Source organism: Tianweitania sp. (genome assembly GCF_032053605.1).
In the GTDB taxonomy this organism is placed as follows: Bacteria; Pseudomonadota; Alphaproteobacteria; order Rhizobiales; family Rhizobiaceae; genus Tianweitania.
Genome location: NZ_DAMBUH010000004.1, coordinates 91,362 through 107,884, shown reverse-complemented (window position 1 = coordinate 107,884; position 16,523 = coordinate 91,362). Strand labels below are relative to the sequence as shown.

At 61.8% G+C, this 16,523-nt stretch carries 15 protein-coding genes; 11 read left to right on the top strand and 4 right to left on the bottom strand.

The window, feature by feature from the left end:
- Positions 1–154: 154 nt before the first annotated feature.
- From RTX98_RS02355 to RTX98_RS02345, 3 genes are all read right to left on the bottom strand, one after another.
- Positions 155–1,480, bottom strand: a complete 1,326-nt coding sequence (locus RTX98_RS02355; protein ID WP_312794301.1) for an MFS transporter — start codon at positions 1,478–1,480, stop codon at positions 155–157.
- A 196-nt stretch (positions 1,481–1,676) separates the two neighbouring features.
- Positions 1,677–2,564, bottom strand: a complete 888-nt coding sequence (locus RTX98_RS02350) for an MBL fold metallo-hydrolase (RefSeq protein WP_312794300.1) — start codon at positions 2,562–2,564, stop codon at positions 1,677–1,679.
- Entirely contained in the window at positions 2,561–4,078 is a 1,518-nt protein-coding gene (locus tag RTX98_RS02345) for an aminotransferase class V-fold PLP-dependent enzyme (RefSeq protein ID WP_312794299.1), read from the bottom strand. Before RTX98_RS02345 ends, RTX98_RS02350 begins: the two co-directional genes overlap by 4 nt.
- 111 nt (positions 4,079–4,189) lie before the next feature.
- On the opposite strand from RTX98_RS02345, the gene RTX98_RS02340 reads away from it, so the two are divergent.
- Together RTX98_RS02340 and RTX98_RS02335 are read left to right on the top strand one after the other, a co-directional pair.
- The gene (locus RTX98_RS02340; RefSeq protein ID WP_312794298.1) at positions 4,190–4,651 is read left to right on the top strand and encodes an Lrp/AsnC family transcriptional regulator; all 462 of its coding nucleotides are present in this window, start codon (positions 4,190–4,192) and stop codon (positions 4,649–4,651) included.
- A gap of 143 nt (positions 4,652–4,794) precedes the next feature.
- Positions 4,795–5,691 carry an AraC family transcriptional regulator gene (locus RTX98_RS02335; protein ID WP_312794296.1) on the top strand — a complete coding sequence of 299 codons (897 nt, stop codon included), beginning with the start codon at positions 4,795–4,797 and terminating at the stop codon, positions 5,689–5,691.
- Between the two features lie 46 nt (positions 5,692–5,737).
- On the opposite strand, the gene RTX98_RS02330 is transcribed toward RTX98_RS02335, so the two are convergent.
- Positions 5,738–7,888: a TonB-dependent siderophore receptor gene (locus tag RTX98_RS02330; RefSeq protein WP_312794294.1), complete on the bottom strand. Its 2,151-nt coding sequence runs from the start codon at positions 7,886–7,888 to the stop codon at positions 5,738–5,740.
- A gap of 317 nt (positions 7,889–8,205) precedes the next feature.
- Between RTX98_RS02330 and RTX98_RS02325 the strand changes: the two genes are divergently transcribed.
- From RTX98_RS02325 to RTX98_RS02285, 9 genes are all read left to right on the top strand, one after another.
- Complete coding sequence (locus RTX98_RS02325) at positions 8,206–9,195, top strand: iron-siderophore ABC transporter substrate-binding protein (RefSeq protein ID WP_416223050.1); 990 nt, start codon at positions 8,206–8,208, stop codon at positions 9,193–9,195.
- On the top strand, positions 9,192–10,262 hold the full coding sequence (locus RTX98_RS02320; protein WP_312794291.1) for an iron ABC transporter permease: 1,071 nt from the start codon (positions 9,192–9,194) through the stop codon (positions 10,260–10,262). The genes RTX98_RS02325 and RTX98_RS02320 overlap by 4 nt, the downstream gene beginning before the upstream one ends.
- On the top strand, positions 10,259–11,299 hold the full coding sequence (locus RTX98_RS02315) for an iron ABC transporter permease (RefSeq protein WP_312794289.1): 1,041 nt from the start codon (positions 10,259–10,261) through the stop codon (positions 11,297–11,299). The genes RTX98_RS02320 and RTX98_RS02315 overlap by 4 nt, the downstream gene beginning before the upstream one ends.
- The gene (locus RTX98_RS02310) at positions 11,296–12,108 is read left to right on the top strand and encodes an ABC transporter ATP-binding protein (RefSeq protein ID WP_312794287.1); all 813 of its coding nucleotides are present in this window, start codon (positions 11,296–11,298) and stop codon (positions 12,106–12,108) included. The genes RTX98_RS02315 and RTX98_RS02310 overlap by 4 nt, the downstream gene beginning before the upstream one ends.
- 103 nt (positions 12,109–12,211) lie before the next feature.
- On the top strand, positions 12,212–13,273 hold the full coding sequence (locus RTX98_RS02305) for a DUF2218 domain-containing protein (RefSeq protein ID WP_312794309.1): 1,062 nt from the start codon (positions 12,212–12,214) through the stop codon (positions 13,271–13,273).
- A gap of 140 nt (positions 13,274–13,413) precedes the next feature.
- Positions 13,414–14,232 (top strand): transporter substrate-binding domain-containing protein, encoded by an 819-nt coding sequence (locus tag RTX98_RS02300; protein ID WP_312794285.1) that lies wholly within the window; start codon positions 13,414–13,416, stop codon positions 14,230–14,232.
- 54 nt (positions 14,233–14,286) lie between these two features.
- Positions 14,287–14,934, top strand: a complete 648-nt coding sequence (locus RTX98_RS02295; RefSeq protein ID WP_312794284.1) for an amino acid ABC transporter permease — start codon at positions 14,287–14,289, stop codon at positions 14,932–14,934.
- Entirely contained in the window at positions 14,934–15,596 is a 663-nt protein-coding gene (locus RTX98_RS02290) for an amino acid ABC transporter permease (protein WP_312794283.1), read from the top strand. The genes RTX98_RS02295 and RTX98_RS02290 overlap by 1 nt, the downstream gene beginning before the upstream one ends.
- A gap of 1 nt (position 15,597) precedes the next feature.
- Positions 15,598–16,374 carry an amino acid ABC transporter ATP-binding protein gene (locus RTX98_RS02285; RefSeq protein WP_312794282.1) on the top strand — a complete coding sequence of 259 codons (777 nt, stop codon included), beginning with the start codon at positions 15,598–15,600 and terminating at the stop codon, positions 16,372–16,374.
- The last annotated feature ends 149 nt before the right edge of the window (positions 16,375–16,523 follow it).

Genomic DNA, 16,523 nt, shown 5'->3' with positions numbered 1-16,523 from the left:
TGGTGAAAGTATTGAACGCAGCGCCCAAAGTGGCAAGCTGTTTGTCGGTCGGCTGGGTCATACCCACTCATACCGCGCCATTGCGGGCAATAGCCAGATGGCTCCGCGCCGATGAGCCATATGCTCACCGGCACTTTTTATCGCACTCGAACGATCAGTCTTCCTTGATCGCGCTGTTCTTGGCCGTGTCGGCCATGAACACGTAAACCACCAGGGAACACGCAATCATCGCCGTGACATACCAATAGAAGCCCTGCTCCCAGCCGGAGCTCTTGAACTGCAGCGCCACATACTCCGCGGTTCCGCCGAACAGGGTGTTGGCGAGTGCATAAGGCAGCGCCACGCCGAGCGCGCGGATATGGGCAGGGAAGAGCTCCGCCTTCACCACCGCATTGATCGACGTGTAACCCGTCACGATCACGAGAGCCGCCATGGCCAGCAGACCGGCGTTGAACGGGTTTTTTTCCACTTCAAGCGCCGAGAAGATCGGATAGGTGAACAGCACGCCCGCAACGCCGAAGAAGATCATCAGCGGCTTGCGTCCGATCCGGTCCGACAATGCACCGGCCAACGGCTGGAGGCACATGAATACGAACAGCGTGATCGCGCTGATTTCGGAAGCCTGCGTCTTGCTGAAGCCCGACGTGTTGGCGAGGAACTTCTGCATGTAGATGGAATAGGCATAGAACGCCAAGGTGCCGCCGGCCGTCAGCAGCATCACCAGCATGGTTTCCTTGGGGTGCTTGGTCACCAGTTCAAGGAAGCTGGACTTCGGCGCGTTGGAAGCCTGTGCATTCTTGAAGCTGTCGGTTTCATCCAGACCGCGACGCAGCCAGAACACCACCACGGCGAGGCAGGCGCCGATAAAGAACGGAATGCGCCAGCCCCAGGCGTTCAGAGCTTCTTCGGTCATCGTATTCTGGAGCACGATCAGAACCAGCAGCGCGAGAAGCTGGCCGGAAATCAGCGTCACATAAGCGAAGGACGAGTAGAAGCCGCGCGAATTGCGGCCGGCCATTTCCGACAGATAGGTCGCGGACGCGCCATATTCGCCACCCACCGAGAGGCCCTGCATCAGGCGCGCGACCACGAGCAAGATCGGCGCTAGGATACCGATCGTCTGATAATCCGGCGTCACAGCGATGATGAGCGAACCGGCGCACATCAGCGTCACCGACAAAGCCAGACCGGCCTTGCGGCCCTTGCGATCGGAGTAGATGCCCATGATCCAGGCACCAATCGGGCGCATCAGGAAGCCGACGGCAAACACTGCAGCAGACGACAGCAACTGCGCGGTTTGATCGCCCGCCGGGAAGAAGTGCTTGGCAAAATACAGCGCGAAAGCGGCATAAACATACCAGTCGAACCATTCGACCAGATTGCCGGTCGACCCGCCGACGATCGCCTTCAAACGACTGCGACGATCAAGCCCGCTAACAGGAGCCGGTGCGACGCCTGCTGCGTCATTGCGATAAACCATTATTTCCAAATCCTTGTTCTTGGGCGACGCGCCAGTCGGCAACACCACCAGTCCGTGCCGGCCATCAAAATGCGCCTTGAAACAAAACCATGCTTGCTAAGCAGGCTCCTATTGCACAAAAGAGGGACCGTTGCTCAAGCCATTAGCTTATGGAGAGCGCATATCGGGTTCATGCCAGCCAATCCCTGGAAGCGGTTCAAGCCTTGCCCCAGGGCACATCCCCGAAGGCGCCCAGCGGTATCCTAAGGTAGCGTGAGCCGTTGGCTTCCGGTTCAGGCAGTCGCCCTGCTCTTATGTTCACCTGTAGCGCATGAAGAATGAGCTTGGGCATCGGCAAGGTCCGATCCCGTTCCTGGCGCAGCGCCACGTAGGCTTCTTGCGTCGCAGCTTTCTGCAGATGGATATTGGAGCTGCGCTGTTCGGCCACTGTGCTTTGCCAACGCGGCTCGCGCCCGTCAGGCTGATAGTCGTGGCCGGTGAACAGCCGGGTTTCATCGGGCAAGGACAGGATCGCCTGGATCGATTGCCACAAGCGCGCCGCATCGCCGCCGGGGAAATCCGAGCGCGCCGAACCGCTGTCGGGCATGAACAGCGTGTCGTGGATAAAGGCCGCATCTCCCACGACATAGGCGATCGAAGCCAGCGTATGGCCGGGCGAAAACAGCACCCGCACATCCATGTCACCGATCCGGAACTGCTCGCCGTCTTTCCACAACCGGTCCCATTGGGACCCATCCGTCGCAAGATCAGGCCAGTTGTAGATCGCCTTCCATAGCTTCTGCACTTCGGTAATCTGAGCGCCGATCGCCGTCGGCGCGCCAGTCCGGCTCTTCAGGTAGTCCGCCGCCGAAAAATGATCGGCATGCGGATGCGTGTCGAGGATCCATTCCAGCTCGAGCTTCTGTTCGCCGATGTAAGCGAGGATCGCATCCGCGCTGTCCGTGCGAACGGAGCCGGACTTCTCATCATAATCGAGCACCGGATCGATGATCGCGCAGCGCTTCGTTGCCGGGCAGGCAACCACATATTGAACCGAGCAGGTTCGCGGTTCGAAAAAGGCGCGAACATCTGGCAAAAGCATCATCTAGCGGCATTCCTGTCGGTGCGAACCTGTTCAACGAGGCTCGGGAACTTGAGTGCGGGCACGCCATCCAGGCTTGCACGGGATTTCGGTTTGAACCGGGCCGTCGCCGCATCCACTTCATATTGGCCGGCCAAGTCTTCTGCATGAAGCGCCAGCCGCGCAACCGCATCGATGATCGCATCGGCATCCGCATTGGAGTGCAGATAAGACAGGCTGAGCCTGACCCAGCCGGGTTTCTCCGTCTCGTAGCCATCCGCAAGCCGCTTGAACAGGGTGCCGGACGCGCTTTCGTCGATCTCCAACAAGCGATGCGCGTAAGACCCCGCACATGCACAACCGCCCCGCGCCTGCACGCCGAACACGTCGCTCAGCATGCGCGTGAAAAGCTGGTGATGAACGAGATCGCCGTTCCTGCCCGAAATCTGGAAGGAGAAGATAGGCAGGGCCTCGGCACCATCACGCTGTCCGAGCAAGCGAATCTCCGGAACATCCTTCCAGGCACGCAGCGCCCTGTCGCGAAGCTCCGTCTCGCGCCTCAGCAGCGCATCCTCACCAACCGCATCCTTCACAAGCAGCGTAAGGGCCGCCCGGATGTCGCCCACCACATTCGGCGTTCCGGCCTCCTCGCGCGCTTCGACGCGGCGACTATAGGTGTGCGACCATGGCGACACGAAAGACACCGTTCCGCCGCCGGGCGCGGTCGGCGTTTGGCGCTGAACCACTGTGTCGCGGATCACCATCACCCCGCTTGCGCCCGGTCCGCCCGGAAACTTGTGCGGCGAAAACACGATCGCGTCCTTGGCTGCATCCCCCTCGCCCATATCCATCGGCAGATAGGGCGCGCCGCAGGCATAATCCCAAATCGCCATCGCTCCTTGCGCCTTCAGAAGACGCGTGACGGGATCGGGATCGGTCAGAATGCCGGTGACATTGGATGCAGCCGAGAAGCTGCCGACCACGAGATCGGAGCCCGCAGCTTCCCTTAACGCCGCTTCCAGCGCAGCAAGGCAAGGTCCGCCTTCGGCCCGCTCCGGAATTTCCACCATCGTCGCCCCAGATTCGCGCCATGGGAGAATGTTGGAATGATGCTCGTAAGGGCCGATCAGCACAGTAACGCGCTCCCCGGCAAGCACACGCTCACGGATGCGCAGCAGGCCGACAATCCGGTTGATGCCACTCGTTGCACCCGAACCCGTGAAAACCACATGGCAATCCGGCCCGGCGCCGCACAGCTCGCCTATGATGCGGCGCGCATCCTCGCGCATCCGCGTCATGGTCCCACCGCAGAACGACGCTTCCGTGTGGCTGTTGGCGTAAAAGGGCAGCACTTCCGCCTGGATGAAATCCTCGACCTGCCGCAGCGCGCGGCCGGACGCGACATAATCGGCATAAAGCAGATTGCGCTCGCCGAACTGTGTCTCGAAGGCCATGCCGTCCCCGATCAGACCGGCGCGCAGTCTTGCAATGACATCGCCATTTCGAAGCGCATTTCTGAACGCGATCAGCTTGCTCATGGTGTTCTTCCCTTCTCCCCTGCTTTAATGAGGAGGAGTAGCGAAGATCCTGCGCGTTTTTCTCTCAAATTGGGCTTCTTAAGGAGCAAAAATTGTGATTTTGATCGATGAATGAAGCGTAATCTCGATCAGATAGATGCCCACATTCTGCGCGAGTTGCAGCGCGATGCGAGTCAGTCGCAGCGCGACCTCGCCGACTGCATCGGCCTTTCGCAAAACGCGACCTGGCGGCGCGTGAAGCTGTTGGAAGAACGCGGCATCATCAAAGGCCACAGCGCCCGCATCGCACGCGAGGAAGTGGGCCTCGGCCTCGTGGTCTTCGCGATGATCCGCACCCGCAATCATTCCGCCGATTGGCTGAAGCGTTTCCGCGCCCATGTCGGCGCGATCCCGGATGTCATCGACTTCTACCGCATCGGTGGCGACTACGATTATCTCCTAAAGATCGTCACGCGCGACATGAACAGCTATGATCAGGTTTACCAGCGCCTGATCGACAAGCTGGAGCTTGAAACCGTCACCTCCTACTTCGCCATGGAAGCCATCGCCGAAAACCGGCCGCTCGATATCTGACCGGCGAGACGCGCGGTCCGGTGCACTCGGCACCAGCATAACGCGTGCCTTGCCGTGCTCTAATGTCGCATGTTAGACGGGCAAGCTCGTTGATCGCGCAACAGCGCTGATCCTGGTTTGACACACCACAAAGGCTGCCGATCTTGAGCTACCGGCATTCCATGACCTGGCACACCGAAGGCATTCGGGCCGTCGCTCCCGCCAAGTGGCGGTGCCTGGACGGTATGCTCGGCGTGTTCTGGGAAGCGGAAGGACAGGCGGGCGCCAAGGGCTATTACCTGTCGCCCGATCCGCGCATCATGATCTTCTTCAACGAAGTCGGGCAGCAGATCCGCATGTCGAGCCGCGATGGCCGTTTCGGCGCGGATAGCAGGCGCATGACACGCGCGATCTATGTGCCGGCGGGCGTGCCGCTCTGGACGGAGTTCACGGCCTCCCTGCGTTTCTCCCATCTGGATCTTCATTTTCACAGGGATCGGCTGCTCAAGTTCCTCGCGCCCACGATCGGGCGCTCCGCAGCTCTGGCCGCGTCAAGCCAGCCTGTGGAGATCCAGGACGTCAAGGCGCTGGAAGCGCTCGCCGCCTTGCTTGTCGACGACTTTACGAACCCCGTCAGACATCCGATCTACGCCGAAAACCTAATCGGCAGCATCGTCGCGGGCCTTCTTCATATCCCGGGCAACAAGGCCGGCGAACAGAGTGAAGGCAGGCTGACGCAAGCGCAAATGAACAAGCTCGTCGCGCGGGTCGGAGCCTGTCACGACCAGCGCCTGAGCGTAGCCGAAATGGCGGCAACCGTCGGCCTGTCGGAAAGCTGGTTCGCGTCTGTCTTCAAGCAGACAACCGGCAAGACGCCGCTGCAATGGCAGCTTGGACGACGCGTCGAACTTGCCCAGACGCTGCTGATGGAAGGGGACCTGACACTCGCCGGCATCGCAGCGCAGCTCGGCTTCTGCGATCAGGCCCACCTGACCAAAGCCTTCCGCCAGATCGCCGGCGAAACACCCGCCGCGTGGCGTCGCACGCAGCAGGGCGCCTAATCCAAGGAGCGCTCCGCCGGCTCGAGCGCTGGCGAAGCCTCGCGCCTTACCAGGTCTTCTTCAGCGTTGCCGAGATCGAGCGGCCGGTATTGTAGAAGTCCGCGCCGAAGCCACCGTAAGCAACATGCTTCTCGTCGAAGATGTTGTTGACGTTGAGTTGCAGCGTGGTGTTCTCGACGACCTCATAGTTCAGCGCGGCATCGAAGATGACGTTGCTATCGGCCGAGCTCACATTGGCATCGGTCAGGAAGTAGGAACCGATATAGCGCGCGCCTGCGCCAACCGTCAGGTCGCCGCGCTTGCCTTCGCCCTGCAGCGTGTAGTCCAGCCACAGCGAAGCGATGTGCTCGGGAACGAGCTGCGGCCGGTTGCCTTCGTTACCGCCGGTGCCGTTCTCCGTGATCTCGGCATCGAGATAGGAGTAGGCAGCCGTCAGGGTGAAGTTCTGCGGCAGTTCCGCCTTGGCTTCCAGGTCGATACCACGCACCTCGATCTCGCCGATCGTGCTCGGCAGCAGGGTGACCGGGTTGACCACCGTGATGTCGGTCTTGCTCAGATCATAAACGGAGGCAGTGAAGAGCGCTGGGAATGCAGTCGGCTGATACTTGATGCCGACCTCATACTGCTCGCCATGCTCGACCTTCGCCGTGATGTCGCTGGCCGGAACCACCGACTCCGCATAGCTCGCATAGGTCGCGAATTCTGGCGTGAACTTGTAGGTCAGGCCGAACCGCTTGGTGAACTCGCTGAAGTCGCCGTCGGCGTCCGTCGAAAGCTCAAACGCGGTGCCCGGATAGTACGCGCCCTTGTTGTTGATATCGATCCAATCATTGCGCAGACCGACGGTGGCGATCAGCTTCTCGGAAAATTCGAGTTCCTGCTGCAGATACAGCCCGGTCGTTTCCTGCCGATTGGTCGAATAGGAGAACAACTCGGAGCGGTCTGGTCCACCGGTGAAGATCGGATTGGTGAAGTCCAGCGAGCCTGCGGGCTGGTAGGTGCCGTCGGTGTCCTCGACCTGCTTGTTATACATGATGCCGACAAGGGTTCGGCTATCCACCGAACCGAAGCTGGTTTCATACTGCAGACGGGCATCGCCGATGAACTGCCGGCTGTCCGCTTCCTCGCCAACGAAGGCGCGGTCAACCACGGTCGAACCGTCGGTCGGCGTGGCGGCGATATAAGCATAGCCGTATCCATGCTCGGCATTGCTGTAGCGCGAATTGGCCGCGAAGGTCAGGCCGTTGCCGAAATCATGGTCGAAGAACGCGCTGACCGTGTCGCGATCCGTGCGGCGATAATTGTAGCTCGGCTCGCCGAAGAAGCTGCTGCGGTCGAAATCATAGCCTTCCGGAATGCCGCCATTGCTCGGCACGCCATTGTCGTGGAGATGATCGAACACGACCGTGAAATTGGTGGCATCGTCGGGACGCCAGGTCAGCCCGCCCTGGATGAACTTGGTATCGTCGCGCGAGTAATCGTAATCGAGATCGGCATCCTTGAGCTTGCCGGTCAGGCGGTAGGACAGGGTGTCGTCGCTCGTGATGTTGTCGCCGAAGTCGAAGCCGACTTCCTTGCGCTCGAAAGAGCCACCCGTGACATAGGCCTCACCCCAACGGCCGCGCTTCGGCATCTTGGTGACATAGTTCACCGCACCGCCCGGATCGGACACACCGAAGGTCGTTGAGCTGCCGCCCTTGAGCACTTCGACGCGGTCATAGGCATAGGGTTCTTCGCGAAGGCTGCCGAACGGGCGGCCCAGCGTCAGCCCATCGCGATAGGTGTAAGCGTCGAAGCCGCGGATCTTGTAGACGTCGAAACGGTCGTCCGAACCGTAGAAGTCGGTGACGACACCTGCCGTATATTGCAGAACTTCCTCTATGGATTCCGCGTCGCGCTTGTCGATTTCCTTAGACGTGACGACCGACACGGAAGCCGGCGTGTCCAAGATTGTCGTCGGAAGCTTCCCGCCTACCGTGGTATGTTCGGCAACGATCGTGCCGTTATCGTCATCCCCGCCAACGCCGCTGCCGCCGCCACCGGACACCACGACCTGCTGCAGAACGACCGCTTCACCCGTGGTTTCCGCCTGCTGCGCGTAAGACAGGGTCGGCGCAAAGGCGATCATCGCCGTGCAGCCAAGAAGAACCGCGGCACGATGCCTGACTGGTGTGCGGTCGTTTCCGTTGGTGTTCATCGTTCGCGTTCCAGGACGTTGATGTTGCATGACTGGCAGTCGGCCGCACGTGCGAGCCGAGGGATGATGGCCAGACGCAGTTCAGAAGATCGGGGCAACCGAGATCCCCATCTCAGGCCGCCGCGAACAGTCTGGTTTAAACCCCCGTCGTTCCGCTAACTTGAGCACGTAAGTCAGGTATTGTAAATTCCTCTTGCCTTGTAGGAAACCCCGGCAACATGGCCCAACTTCCGGGTGCAGTGTTGCATCTGTGTTGACCTCCCAAGCTAAACCTGAAAGGCAAGCTCAACTTTCAGCAACGATGGGGTATTCCAATGCTGCTGCGGTTTATCCGCCTTCTTCTTCCCGCCATGTGGCTTGCCGCGATCGACCTTACCGCCGCTTCGGCGCAGGAAGCCACCTTCCCAATCACCATCAAGCATGCGCTGGGAACCACGATTATCGCCAAGAAGCCGGAGCGGGTGGCCACGGTGTCTTGGGCGAACCACGAAGTGCCGCTTGCGCTGGGCGTCGTTCCGGTCGGCATGGCCGCAGCCAATTTTGGCGACGACGATAATGATGGCCTGTTGCCCTGGGTCGCCGAAAAGCTGAAGGCGCTCGGCGCGCAAAAGCCGGTGCTGTTCGACGAAGGCGACGGCATCGATTTCGAGGCGGTTGCGGCAACGCAGCCTGACGTGATCCTCGCCTCCTACTCCGGTCTCAGCCAGGCGGACTACGACACGCTGAGCCAGATCGCACCCGTGGTCGCCTATCCGACAGCACCATGGTCCACCAGCTGGCGCGACATGATCCGCCTGAACAGCACCGCTCTCGGCATGGCTAGGCAAGGCGACGAGCTGATTGCCAAGACCGAAGCCGAGATCGCGGATGCCGTCGCCAAGCATCCCGAACTCGCAGGCAAATCGGCGATGTTCGTGACCCATCTGGATCCGACCGATCTCAGCATCGTCAATTTCTACACCACCAACGATACCCGCGTCGCCTTCTTCCAGGACTTGGGTCTCAAGTCGCCGAAGAGCGTGATCGAGGCCTCAAAGGCTGGCATTTTCGCAGGCTCCGCCAGCGCCGAACGCGTTGATTCCTTCGATGATGTCGACATCGTCGTCACCTATGGCACTCAGCAACTGGTCGAGGCGGTAACCGCCAATCCGCTTTTGTCCAAGATGCCTGCCGTCAGCCGCGGCGCGATTGTGACGCTGGGCCGCAATCCGCTGGGAACCGCCGCCAATCCGACGCCGCTATCGATTGCCTATGTCTTGAACGACTATCTGGCCCTGCTGTCCGAAGCGGCCAAGAAGGCAAAATGACAGGGCGAACTGCCAGCCAGGCGATCGATGGGAGCGTCACTCGTGCGCGCCCGGTGATACCCATCGCGCATGTCTCGACGCGCCAGCGAAGCCTTTGGCTGGTTGTTCTGCTGGCCATTCTCGCTTTGCTCGTCGCCGGATCGATCGCCATCGGCACGCGCGAAGTTCCCTGGGAAGAAATCTTGCTTGCCCTTTCCGGCCAAGTCGACAGCATCGGCCAGGCTGCCGTTTCCGTCCGTATTTCCCGCACGCTGCTCGCCGTTCTGGCCGGGGCCGCACTCGCCGTTTCCGGCACGATCATGCAGGGCGTCACGCGCAACCCCCTCGCCGATCCCGGCATTCTCGGCGTTAATATGGGCGCGTCGCTGGCCGTGGTCGTAGGCGTCGTCTGGTTCAACATCGACTCGGCGCAAGCCTTCATCTGGGTGGCGATCCTTGGTGCTGCCTGCTCGGCGATCTTCGTTTACACGATCGGCTCGCTCGGCCGTGGCGGCGCAACGCCGCTGAAGCTGGCGCTGGCCGGTGCCGCCACCTCCATTGCTTTGTCATCCCTGGTCATCGCCTTCGTGCTGGGCAGAAACGACATCGCTGGCGGTTTGCGATCCTGGCAGATCGGCGGCGTCGGCGGCGCCACCTTCGAGCGCATGGAGCATGTTCTGCCCTTCCTGGCCGTCGGCTTCGCCATCAGCTTTCTGTCCGCACGCAAGCTGAACGCGCTTGCACTCGGCGACGAGATGGCTGCCGGACTGGGCGAGCGAGTCGCATGGGCCCGCGCGGCGGCAGCCTTCGGCGCGGTTCTGTTATGCGGCGCAACCACCGCGATCTGCGGACCGATCGGCTTTGTCGGTCTGGTGGTGCCGCATCTCTGCCGGCTCCTCATCGGCATCGACCATCGCTGGCTCCTGCCTTTCTCGGCCATCACCGGAGCCTCCCTGCTGCTTCTTGCCGATATTGTCGGCCGCATCATTGCGCGCCCCAGCGAGCTGGATGTCGGCATCGTCACGGCCTTTGTCGGCGCGCCCTTCTTTATCTGGATCGTCCGACGCCAGCGGGTGCGTGATCTGTGACCGCCGCCGCTTTCCAAGTTGAAGCGATCGCATCCGGCCGCCGCAAGCGCCAGAACCGTCGCAGAGCGGTGCTGATCGCCGCCGCGCTCCTGCTCGTCGCCATGTTCGTTCTGGCCTTGATGCTCGGTCAGTCCTTCACCCGGCCCGGCACCGTGATCCGCGTGCTCCTTGGCCAGGACGTACCGGGTGCGTCCTTCACCGTGGGACAGCTTCGCTTGCCGCGCGCCGTGATGTCGATCCTCGCCGGCCTGTCTTTCGGACTAGCCGGCGCGGCGTTCCAGATCATGCTGCGCAATCCGCTCGCCAGCCCGGACATCATCGGCATCAGCGTCGGCGCCAGTGCGGCGGCCGTCTTCGCCATCGTCGTTCTGTCTCTCAGCGGCCCGATCGTATCGCTATTCGCCGTACTCTCAGGGCTGGGCGTCGCCCTTCTGATCTACGGCCTTTCTTTCCGAAACGGCGTTGCGGGAACGCGCCTCATTCTGGTCGGCATCGGCGTGTCCGCCATGCTGGAAAGCTTCATCGCCTACACCCTGTCCAAGGCACCCGCCTGGAACCTGCAGGAAGCGATGCGCTGGCTGACCGGCAGCGTCAATGGCGCGCAACTCGCCCAAGCGCTGCCTTTGCTGCTGGCCCTGCTGGTGTTCGGCGGCCTGCTGCTCAGCCGCAGCCGCGACCTCGAAGCCCTTCGCTTGGGTGACGACATGGCGGCAGCACTCGGCACCGATGTCCCCAGAACACGCGCGCTGGTGATCTTTGCCGCCGTCGGCACGATCGCGGTGGCAACCGCCGTCACCGGGCCAATCTCCTTCGTCGCCTTCCTGTCAGGCCCCATTGCCGCGCGCATGGTCGGCGCGCATGGATCGCTGTTGATCCCCGCTGCTTTGGTCGGCGCCGCCCTCGTCCTTGTTGGCGATTACGTCGGCCAGTTTCTTCTGCCCGGCCGCTATCCCGTTGGCGTCATCACCGGCGCGCTGGGAGCCCCCTACCTGATTTACCTGATCATCAGGGTCAATCGCACCGGCAAGTCTCTATGACCCAGCATACCCTCAGTATCAGCGATCTCGCCGCCGGTTATGGCGATGCCCTCGTGCTCGACGGCCTCGACCTCGACGTGCCGACCGGCAGCATCACGGCAATCGTCGGCGCCAATGCCTGCGGCAAGTCCACGCTTCTGCGCGTCATGTCCCGCCTTCTGTCACCGAGGAGCGGTCAGGTGCTGCTCGACGGCAAGTCGATCCACCGCATGCCGCCGCGCCAGCTTGCGCGCACGCTCGGCCTTTTGCCGCAATCGCCGATCGCCCCGGAAGGCATCACCGTCGCCGATCTCGTCAGTCGCGGCCGCCACCCTCACCAAGGCTTGTTGTCGCGCTGGACCCATGCCGATGACGAGGCTGTCGCATCCGCACTGGAAGCCACCAAGACCTTTGATCTCGCCGAACGCCCGGTGGACGAACTCTCCGGTGGCCAGCGCCAGCGCGTGTGGATCGCCATGGCGCTTGCCCAGCAGACCGATCTCCTGCTGCTCGACGAGCCCACGACCTTCCTCGACATCAGCCACCAGGTCGAGGTGCTGGACCTCCTCACCGACCTCAACAAGACGCGCGGCACCACGATCGTCATGGTGCTGCACGACCTCAACCTCGCCGCCCGCTACGCCGATTATCTCGTGGCGATGGCCGAAGGCCGGCTGCATGCGGCAGGCAAACCGGAAGCCATCCTGACCGAAGACACCGTCCGCACGGTGTTCGGGCTGGAAAGCCGCATCATCCTCGACCCGACGTCGGGCCGCCCGCTCATGCTGCCGATTGGTCGTCACCGAATGATGATCGACGGCAATCCTTGACCATCGACCTCAACTTAAATCATTGCTATGGACGCATCCGCGGCAACAAGCGTGGCAGCGCGCTTCCATCCCGATCCAGTGTTCATGAGGAGTACCAGTGACCATGCAAGCTGAGACCTTCAAGCTCTCCGGCACCGCGCGCCCCAAGAACGCGCTGAGCATGCTCGACGAGATCTGCGAGCACTTCGTTGAACATTCCGATGTGGAGCGCTCGGAGAACTTCGCGCGGCTGTCGAGCCCGATCGGCAACGCCGACATTGTTCTGCGCGAAGACCGGCTGTTGATCGAGCTGACCTGCCCCACCAAGGACACGCTGCATCTCACCCGCAACAGCATTGCAGAGCATCTCTTCTACTTCGCCGGCGACGATCCGCTCGAACTCACCTGGACCGATCCGGCTCCTCCAGCCGTCTTGCCGAACCTCACCGAGGTCACGGTTGTTTCAGCCGAAGACGTCACGCCGCATATGCGCCGCGTGAAGTTTCGCTGCGAGGATGTGTCCCGCTTTATCGGAGCCGGCATGCATGTGCGTATGCTGGTCCCGCCGCGCAACCGCGAGCCGGTCTGGCCCGGTTTGCGCGAGGATGGCCGTCTGGCCTATCCCACCGGCGACGACGAACTGCTGGTGCGCGTTTACACGATCCGTGCCGTGGATGCCGAGCACCGCGAACTCTGGGTCGATTTCCTCCAGCATCCGATCCCCGGCGTGGCAACGCCCGGTGCCGACTTCGCCAGGGACGCGCAGCCCGGCGACAAGGCCGCGTTTCTCGGACCCGGTGGCGGCAGTCTTCCCGTGGCCGACACCATCCTTCTGATCGGCGACGAGGCCGCTTTACCAGCCATCGCCCGCATTGCAGCCGAAGTTCCGGCCGGCACACGGATGAAGGCGATCATCGAGGTTGAGGACGCTGCGGAAGAGCAGCCCCTTCCCACCGCCGGTATCTTGGAAACACGGTGGCTTCACCGGAAGACCTATCCCACGGATGCCAGGAACGTGCTGCGAAACGCCGCCAATGAGGCGATCAAGGCAACCGATGACACCACCTTCGTTTGGGTCGCCTGCGAGAAGGAAGATGTCCGCACACTCCGCTCGCTGATGACGAAGCGGCGCCACAACAAGAAGCTGATGTACATTGCCTGGTACTGGGCTCGCGAACGGGCCTAGCGGCCCCCGCGGTCAGCCTGCCGGATTTATGATCTTTGTTTCAGGGTTGCCCACATTCTTTGCATGTTTGCCGCGCCGGGAGACTGGCGGCGCGTACGAAAATGCGGAATAGATGCAGCATTAAGAACAAGGAGACCATCATGAACCTCCCGGGAACACTCAAAGCCGCTCTGTTCGGTGCAGCACTTGCCGGCCTCGCCGGTCCGGCCCTGGCCGACCAGCTCGCCGACATCAAGGCGGCCGGCAAGATCATCACCGCCACCGACATGCATTATGCGCCCTTCGACATGCTGAACAACGGCACGTATGAAGGCATGACGAAGGACCTGTTCGACGGCGTTTCCAAGGAAATCGGCGCCGAGCCGGTTTACCAGGACATTCCGTGGACGGCCGAACTGCCGGGCCTTGAAGTCAAGAAGTTCGACATCGTCATCGCGCCCGTCACCGTCACGCCCGAGCGCCTCGAGCGTTATTCCTTCAGCCTGCCGATCGCCGACGCCACCGTTGCTTTGGTGCGGGCCGCCAGCAATACCGAGCTGAAGCAGCCGGAAGACATCAAGGGCAAGACGGTCGGCGTGCAGCAGGGCACCGCTCAGTTCCGCCAGCTCCAGGCCTTCGGCGAAAAGGTCGGCGGCGTCACCGTCAAGGAATATGGCACGACCGACGAAGCCTATGCCGATCTCGCGGCTGGCCGTCTGGACGCCGTTGCCGGTTCGATGCCGAACCTCACTTACCTTGTGAAGAACCGCGGCGAAACCTTCGCTTTGTTCGACAAGCCGACCTTCGGCCAGCCGACCTATTTTGCTTGGGTCATCCGCAAGGACGCTGACAGCGAAAGCTTCACCAAGGCCGTCAATGAAGCCCTGCTGAAGATGACCGATGATGGCCGCGTGAAAACCGTCCAGGAAAAGTGGCTCGGCACCTACACCGAACTGCCGCGCGAAGTTCCGACCAAGTAAAACCGAGCGGCCGGCGGCTTCATCTGATCCGCCGGCCCCTCGTTTGGACCATCCATGTTTTCGGTTGCAACGTTCCTGAGCAGCTTCGAACCCTTGTTCTGGGCTGCGCGCTTCACGCTGTTGATTTCCGTTCTGGGCATCGCGCTCGGGCTGGTCATCGCCGCTTTGGTATGCGCGGCCGCACTCTCACGCTTCGCTCCTTTCCGCTGGCTTGCAGCACTCTGGGTCAGTTTCCTGCGTGGCGTCCCGCTGCTCGTGCAGCTTCTGCTTTTCTATTATCTCCTGCCCGTGGTCGGCATCGACGTCCCCGCCTTGGTCGCGGCGGTTGTCACCGTCGGCATCTGCGCCAGCGCCTACATCTCCGAGATTTGGCGCGGCGCGATCATGGCCCTGCCTACCGGACAGGTCGCCGCCGCAACCGCGATCGGCATGGCCCCGCGCGATATCTGGACCCGCATTATCCTGCCGCAAGCCTTCAAGCTCTCGCTGCCGGCTCTCGTCAATGAGTTGATCCTGCTGGTGAAGGCCTCGTCGCTCGTCTCCGTCGTCGGCATCCTCGAACTCACCCGCGCCTCTCAGGCGCAGGCCGCGACAACCTTCCGCCCCCTGGAAGTCTACCTCGCCGCAGCCTGCATCTACCTCCTGATCAACCTCTTTCTTGCAGCACTTGGGCGTTATCTCGAGCACAGGATGGCCGTCTGATGGACTGGACTATCCTGCAGCAATACGGCCCGCTGCTTCTCAGCGGCTTCGGCACCACGATCCTGTGCTGGGCGCTGGGCACGGTGTTCAGCATGATGCTCGGCCTCGTGATCGCACTCGTGCAGCGCTATTGCCCCAGCCCGCTCGGTTGGGTGATCCAAGCCTATATCGAGATCATCCGTGGCACGCCCTTCCTTGTGCAGCTCTTCGTGCTGTATTACGGCGGTCCGCTAATTGGCCTGCGGCTCGATGCCCTGCCCGCCGGCCTTCTCGGCCTCACCATCTATGGCAGCCCCTATTTCGCGGAAATCTTCCGCTCGGCCTTCAATGCCGTGCCGCTCGGCCAGATCGAAGCCGCCCGCGCCATCGGCATGTCCGAGCCCTCGATCATCCGGCGCATCCTTCTGCCGCTCGGCCTGGTTTCAGCCCTGCCCGCGCTGGTGAACTTCTCGATCATCCTCACCAAGGAAACCGTGATCTTGTCGATCATCACGGTGCCGGAACTCACCTACCAGACGCAGCGCATGTCCACGGAAACCTTCCGCTACATCGAAGCCAATCTGGCGCTCGCGCTGTTCTTCTGGGCCTTGGTGGAAACCATTTCGCGCGTTGGCCGCAAGCTGGAAAAACGCGTCACACGCCATCTGATTGAAAGGACGTAAGATGCCCGGCGCATCATCCGTCGAAATCCGCAAGGTCAACAAGCATCACGGGCAATTCCACGCTCTGAAGGATGTCGACCTCTCCATTCTGCCCGGCAAGGTCACCTGTCTCATCGGCCCGTCCGGTTCCGGCAAGTCCACCCTGCTGCGCTGCATCAACTTCCTCGACGAATATGAATCCGGCGAGATCCGCATCGACGGCCAGCTGATCGGCTACCAAAGCCCCGGCGGCGCCAAAATGCCCGGCCGAACCTTGCGCGAAATCCGCCGCTCCATCGGCATGGTGTTCCAGCAGTTCAACCTGTGGCCGCATATGACCGCGCTCGGCAACGTCACCGAAGGCCTGATCCGCGTGCGCGGCCTACCCAAGGCGGAAGCCGAACGCCGCGCGAGGGAAGCGCTGGAAAAGGTCGGTCTGTCCGACAAGATGGCCAGCCATCCCTCGCGCCTGTCCGGCGGCCAGCAACAGCGTGTGGCAATCGCCCGCGCACTCGCCATGGAACCGCGCCTGATGCTGTTCGACGAGCCTACTTCGGCGCTCGACCCGGAACTCGTGGGCGAAGTCCTCAACGTCATGAAGACATTGGCGACCGAGGGCATGACCATGGTGGTCGTCACCCACGAAATGGGCTTCGCCGCCCACGTCGCCGATCAGGTGGCCTTCATGGAAAAGGGCGAACTGGTCAGCGTGGATGCACCGGACAAGATCCTGCACAACCCGCAAGATCCTCGCATCAAGGCCTTCCTGCGCACCTATCACGAGCGCAACAGCTTCTAAGCCGGTGAATGCTTCGGGTGCTGAGTAACCCTGCTCATAAGCAGAAGCAACGTGTCGCACTTCCAGTCAGATGAAGGTGTTCAGCATCTTGATCTGGGGATTGCATCCGTAAGTTCGTGCCTCTATCCCGCGAGATGGATCAGGGTAGT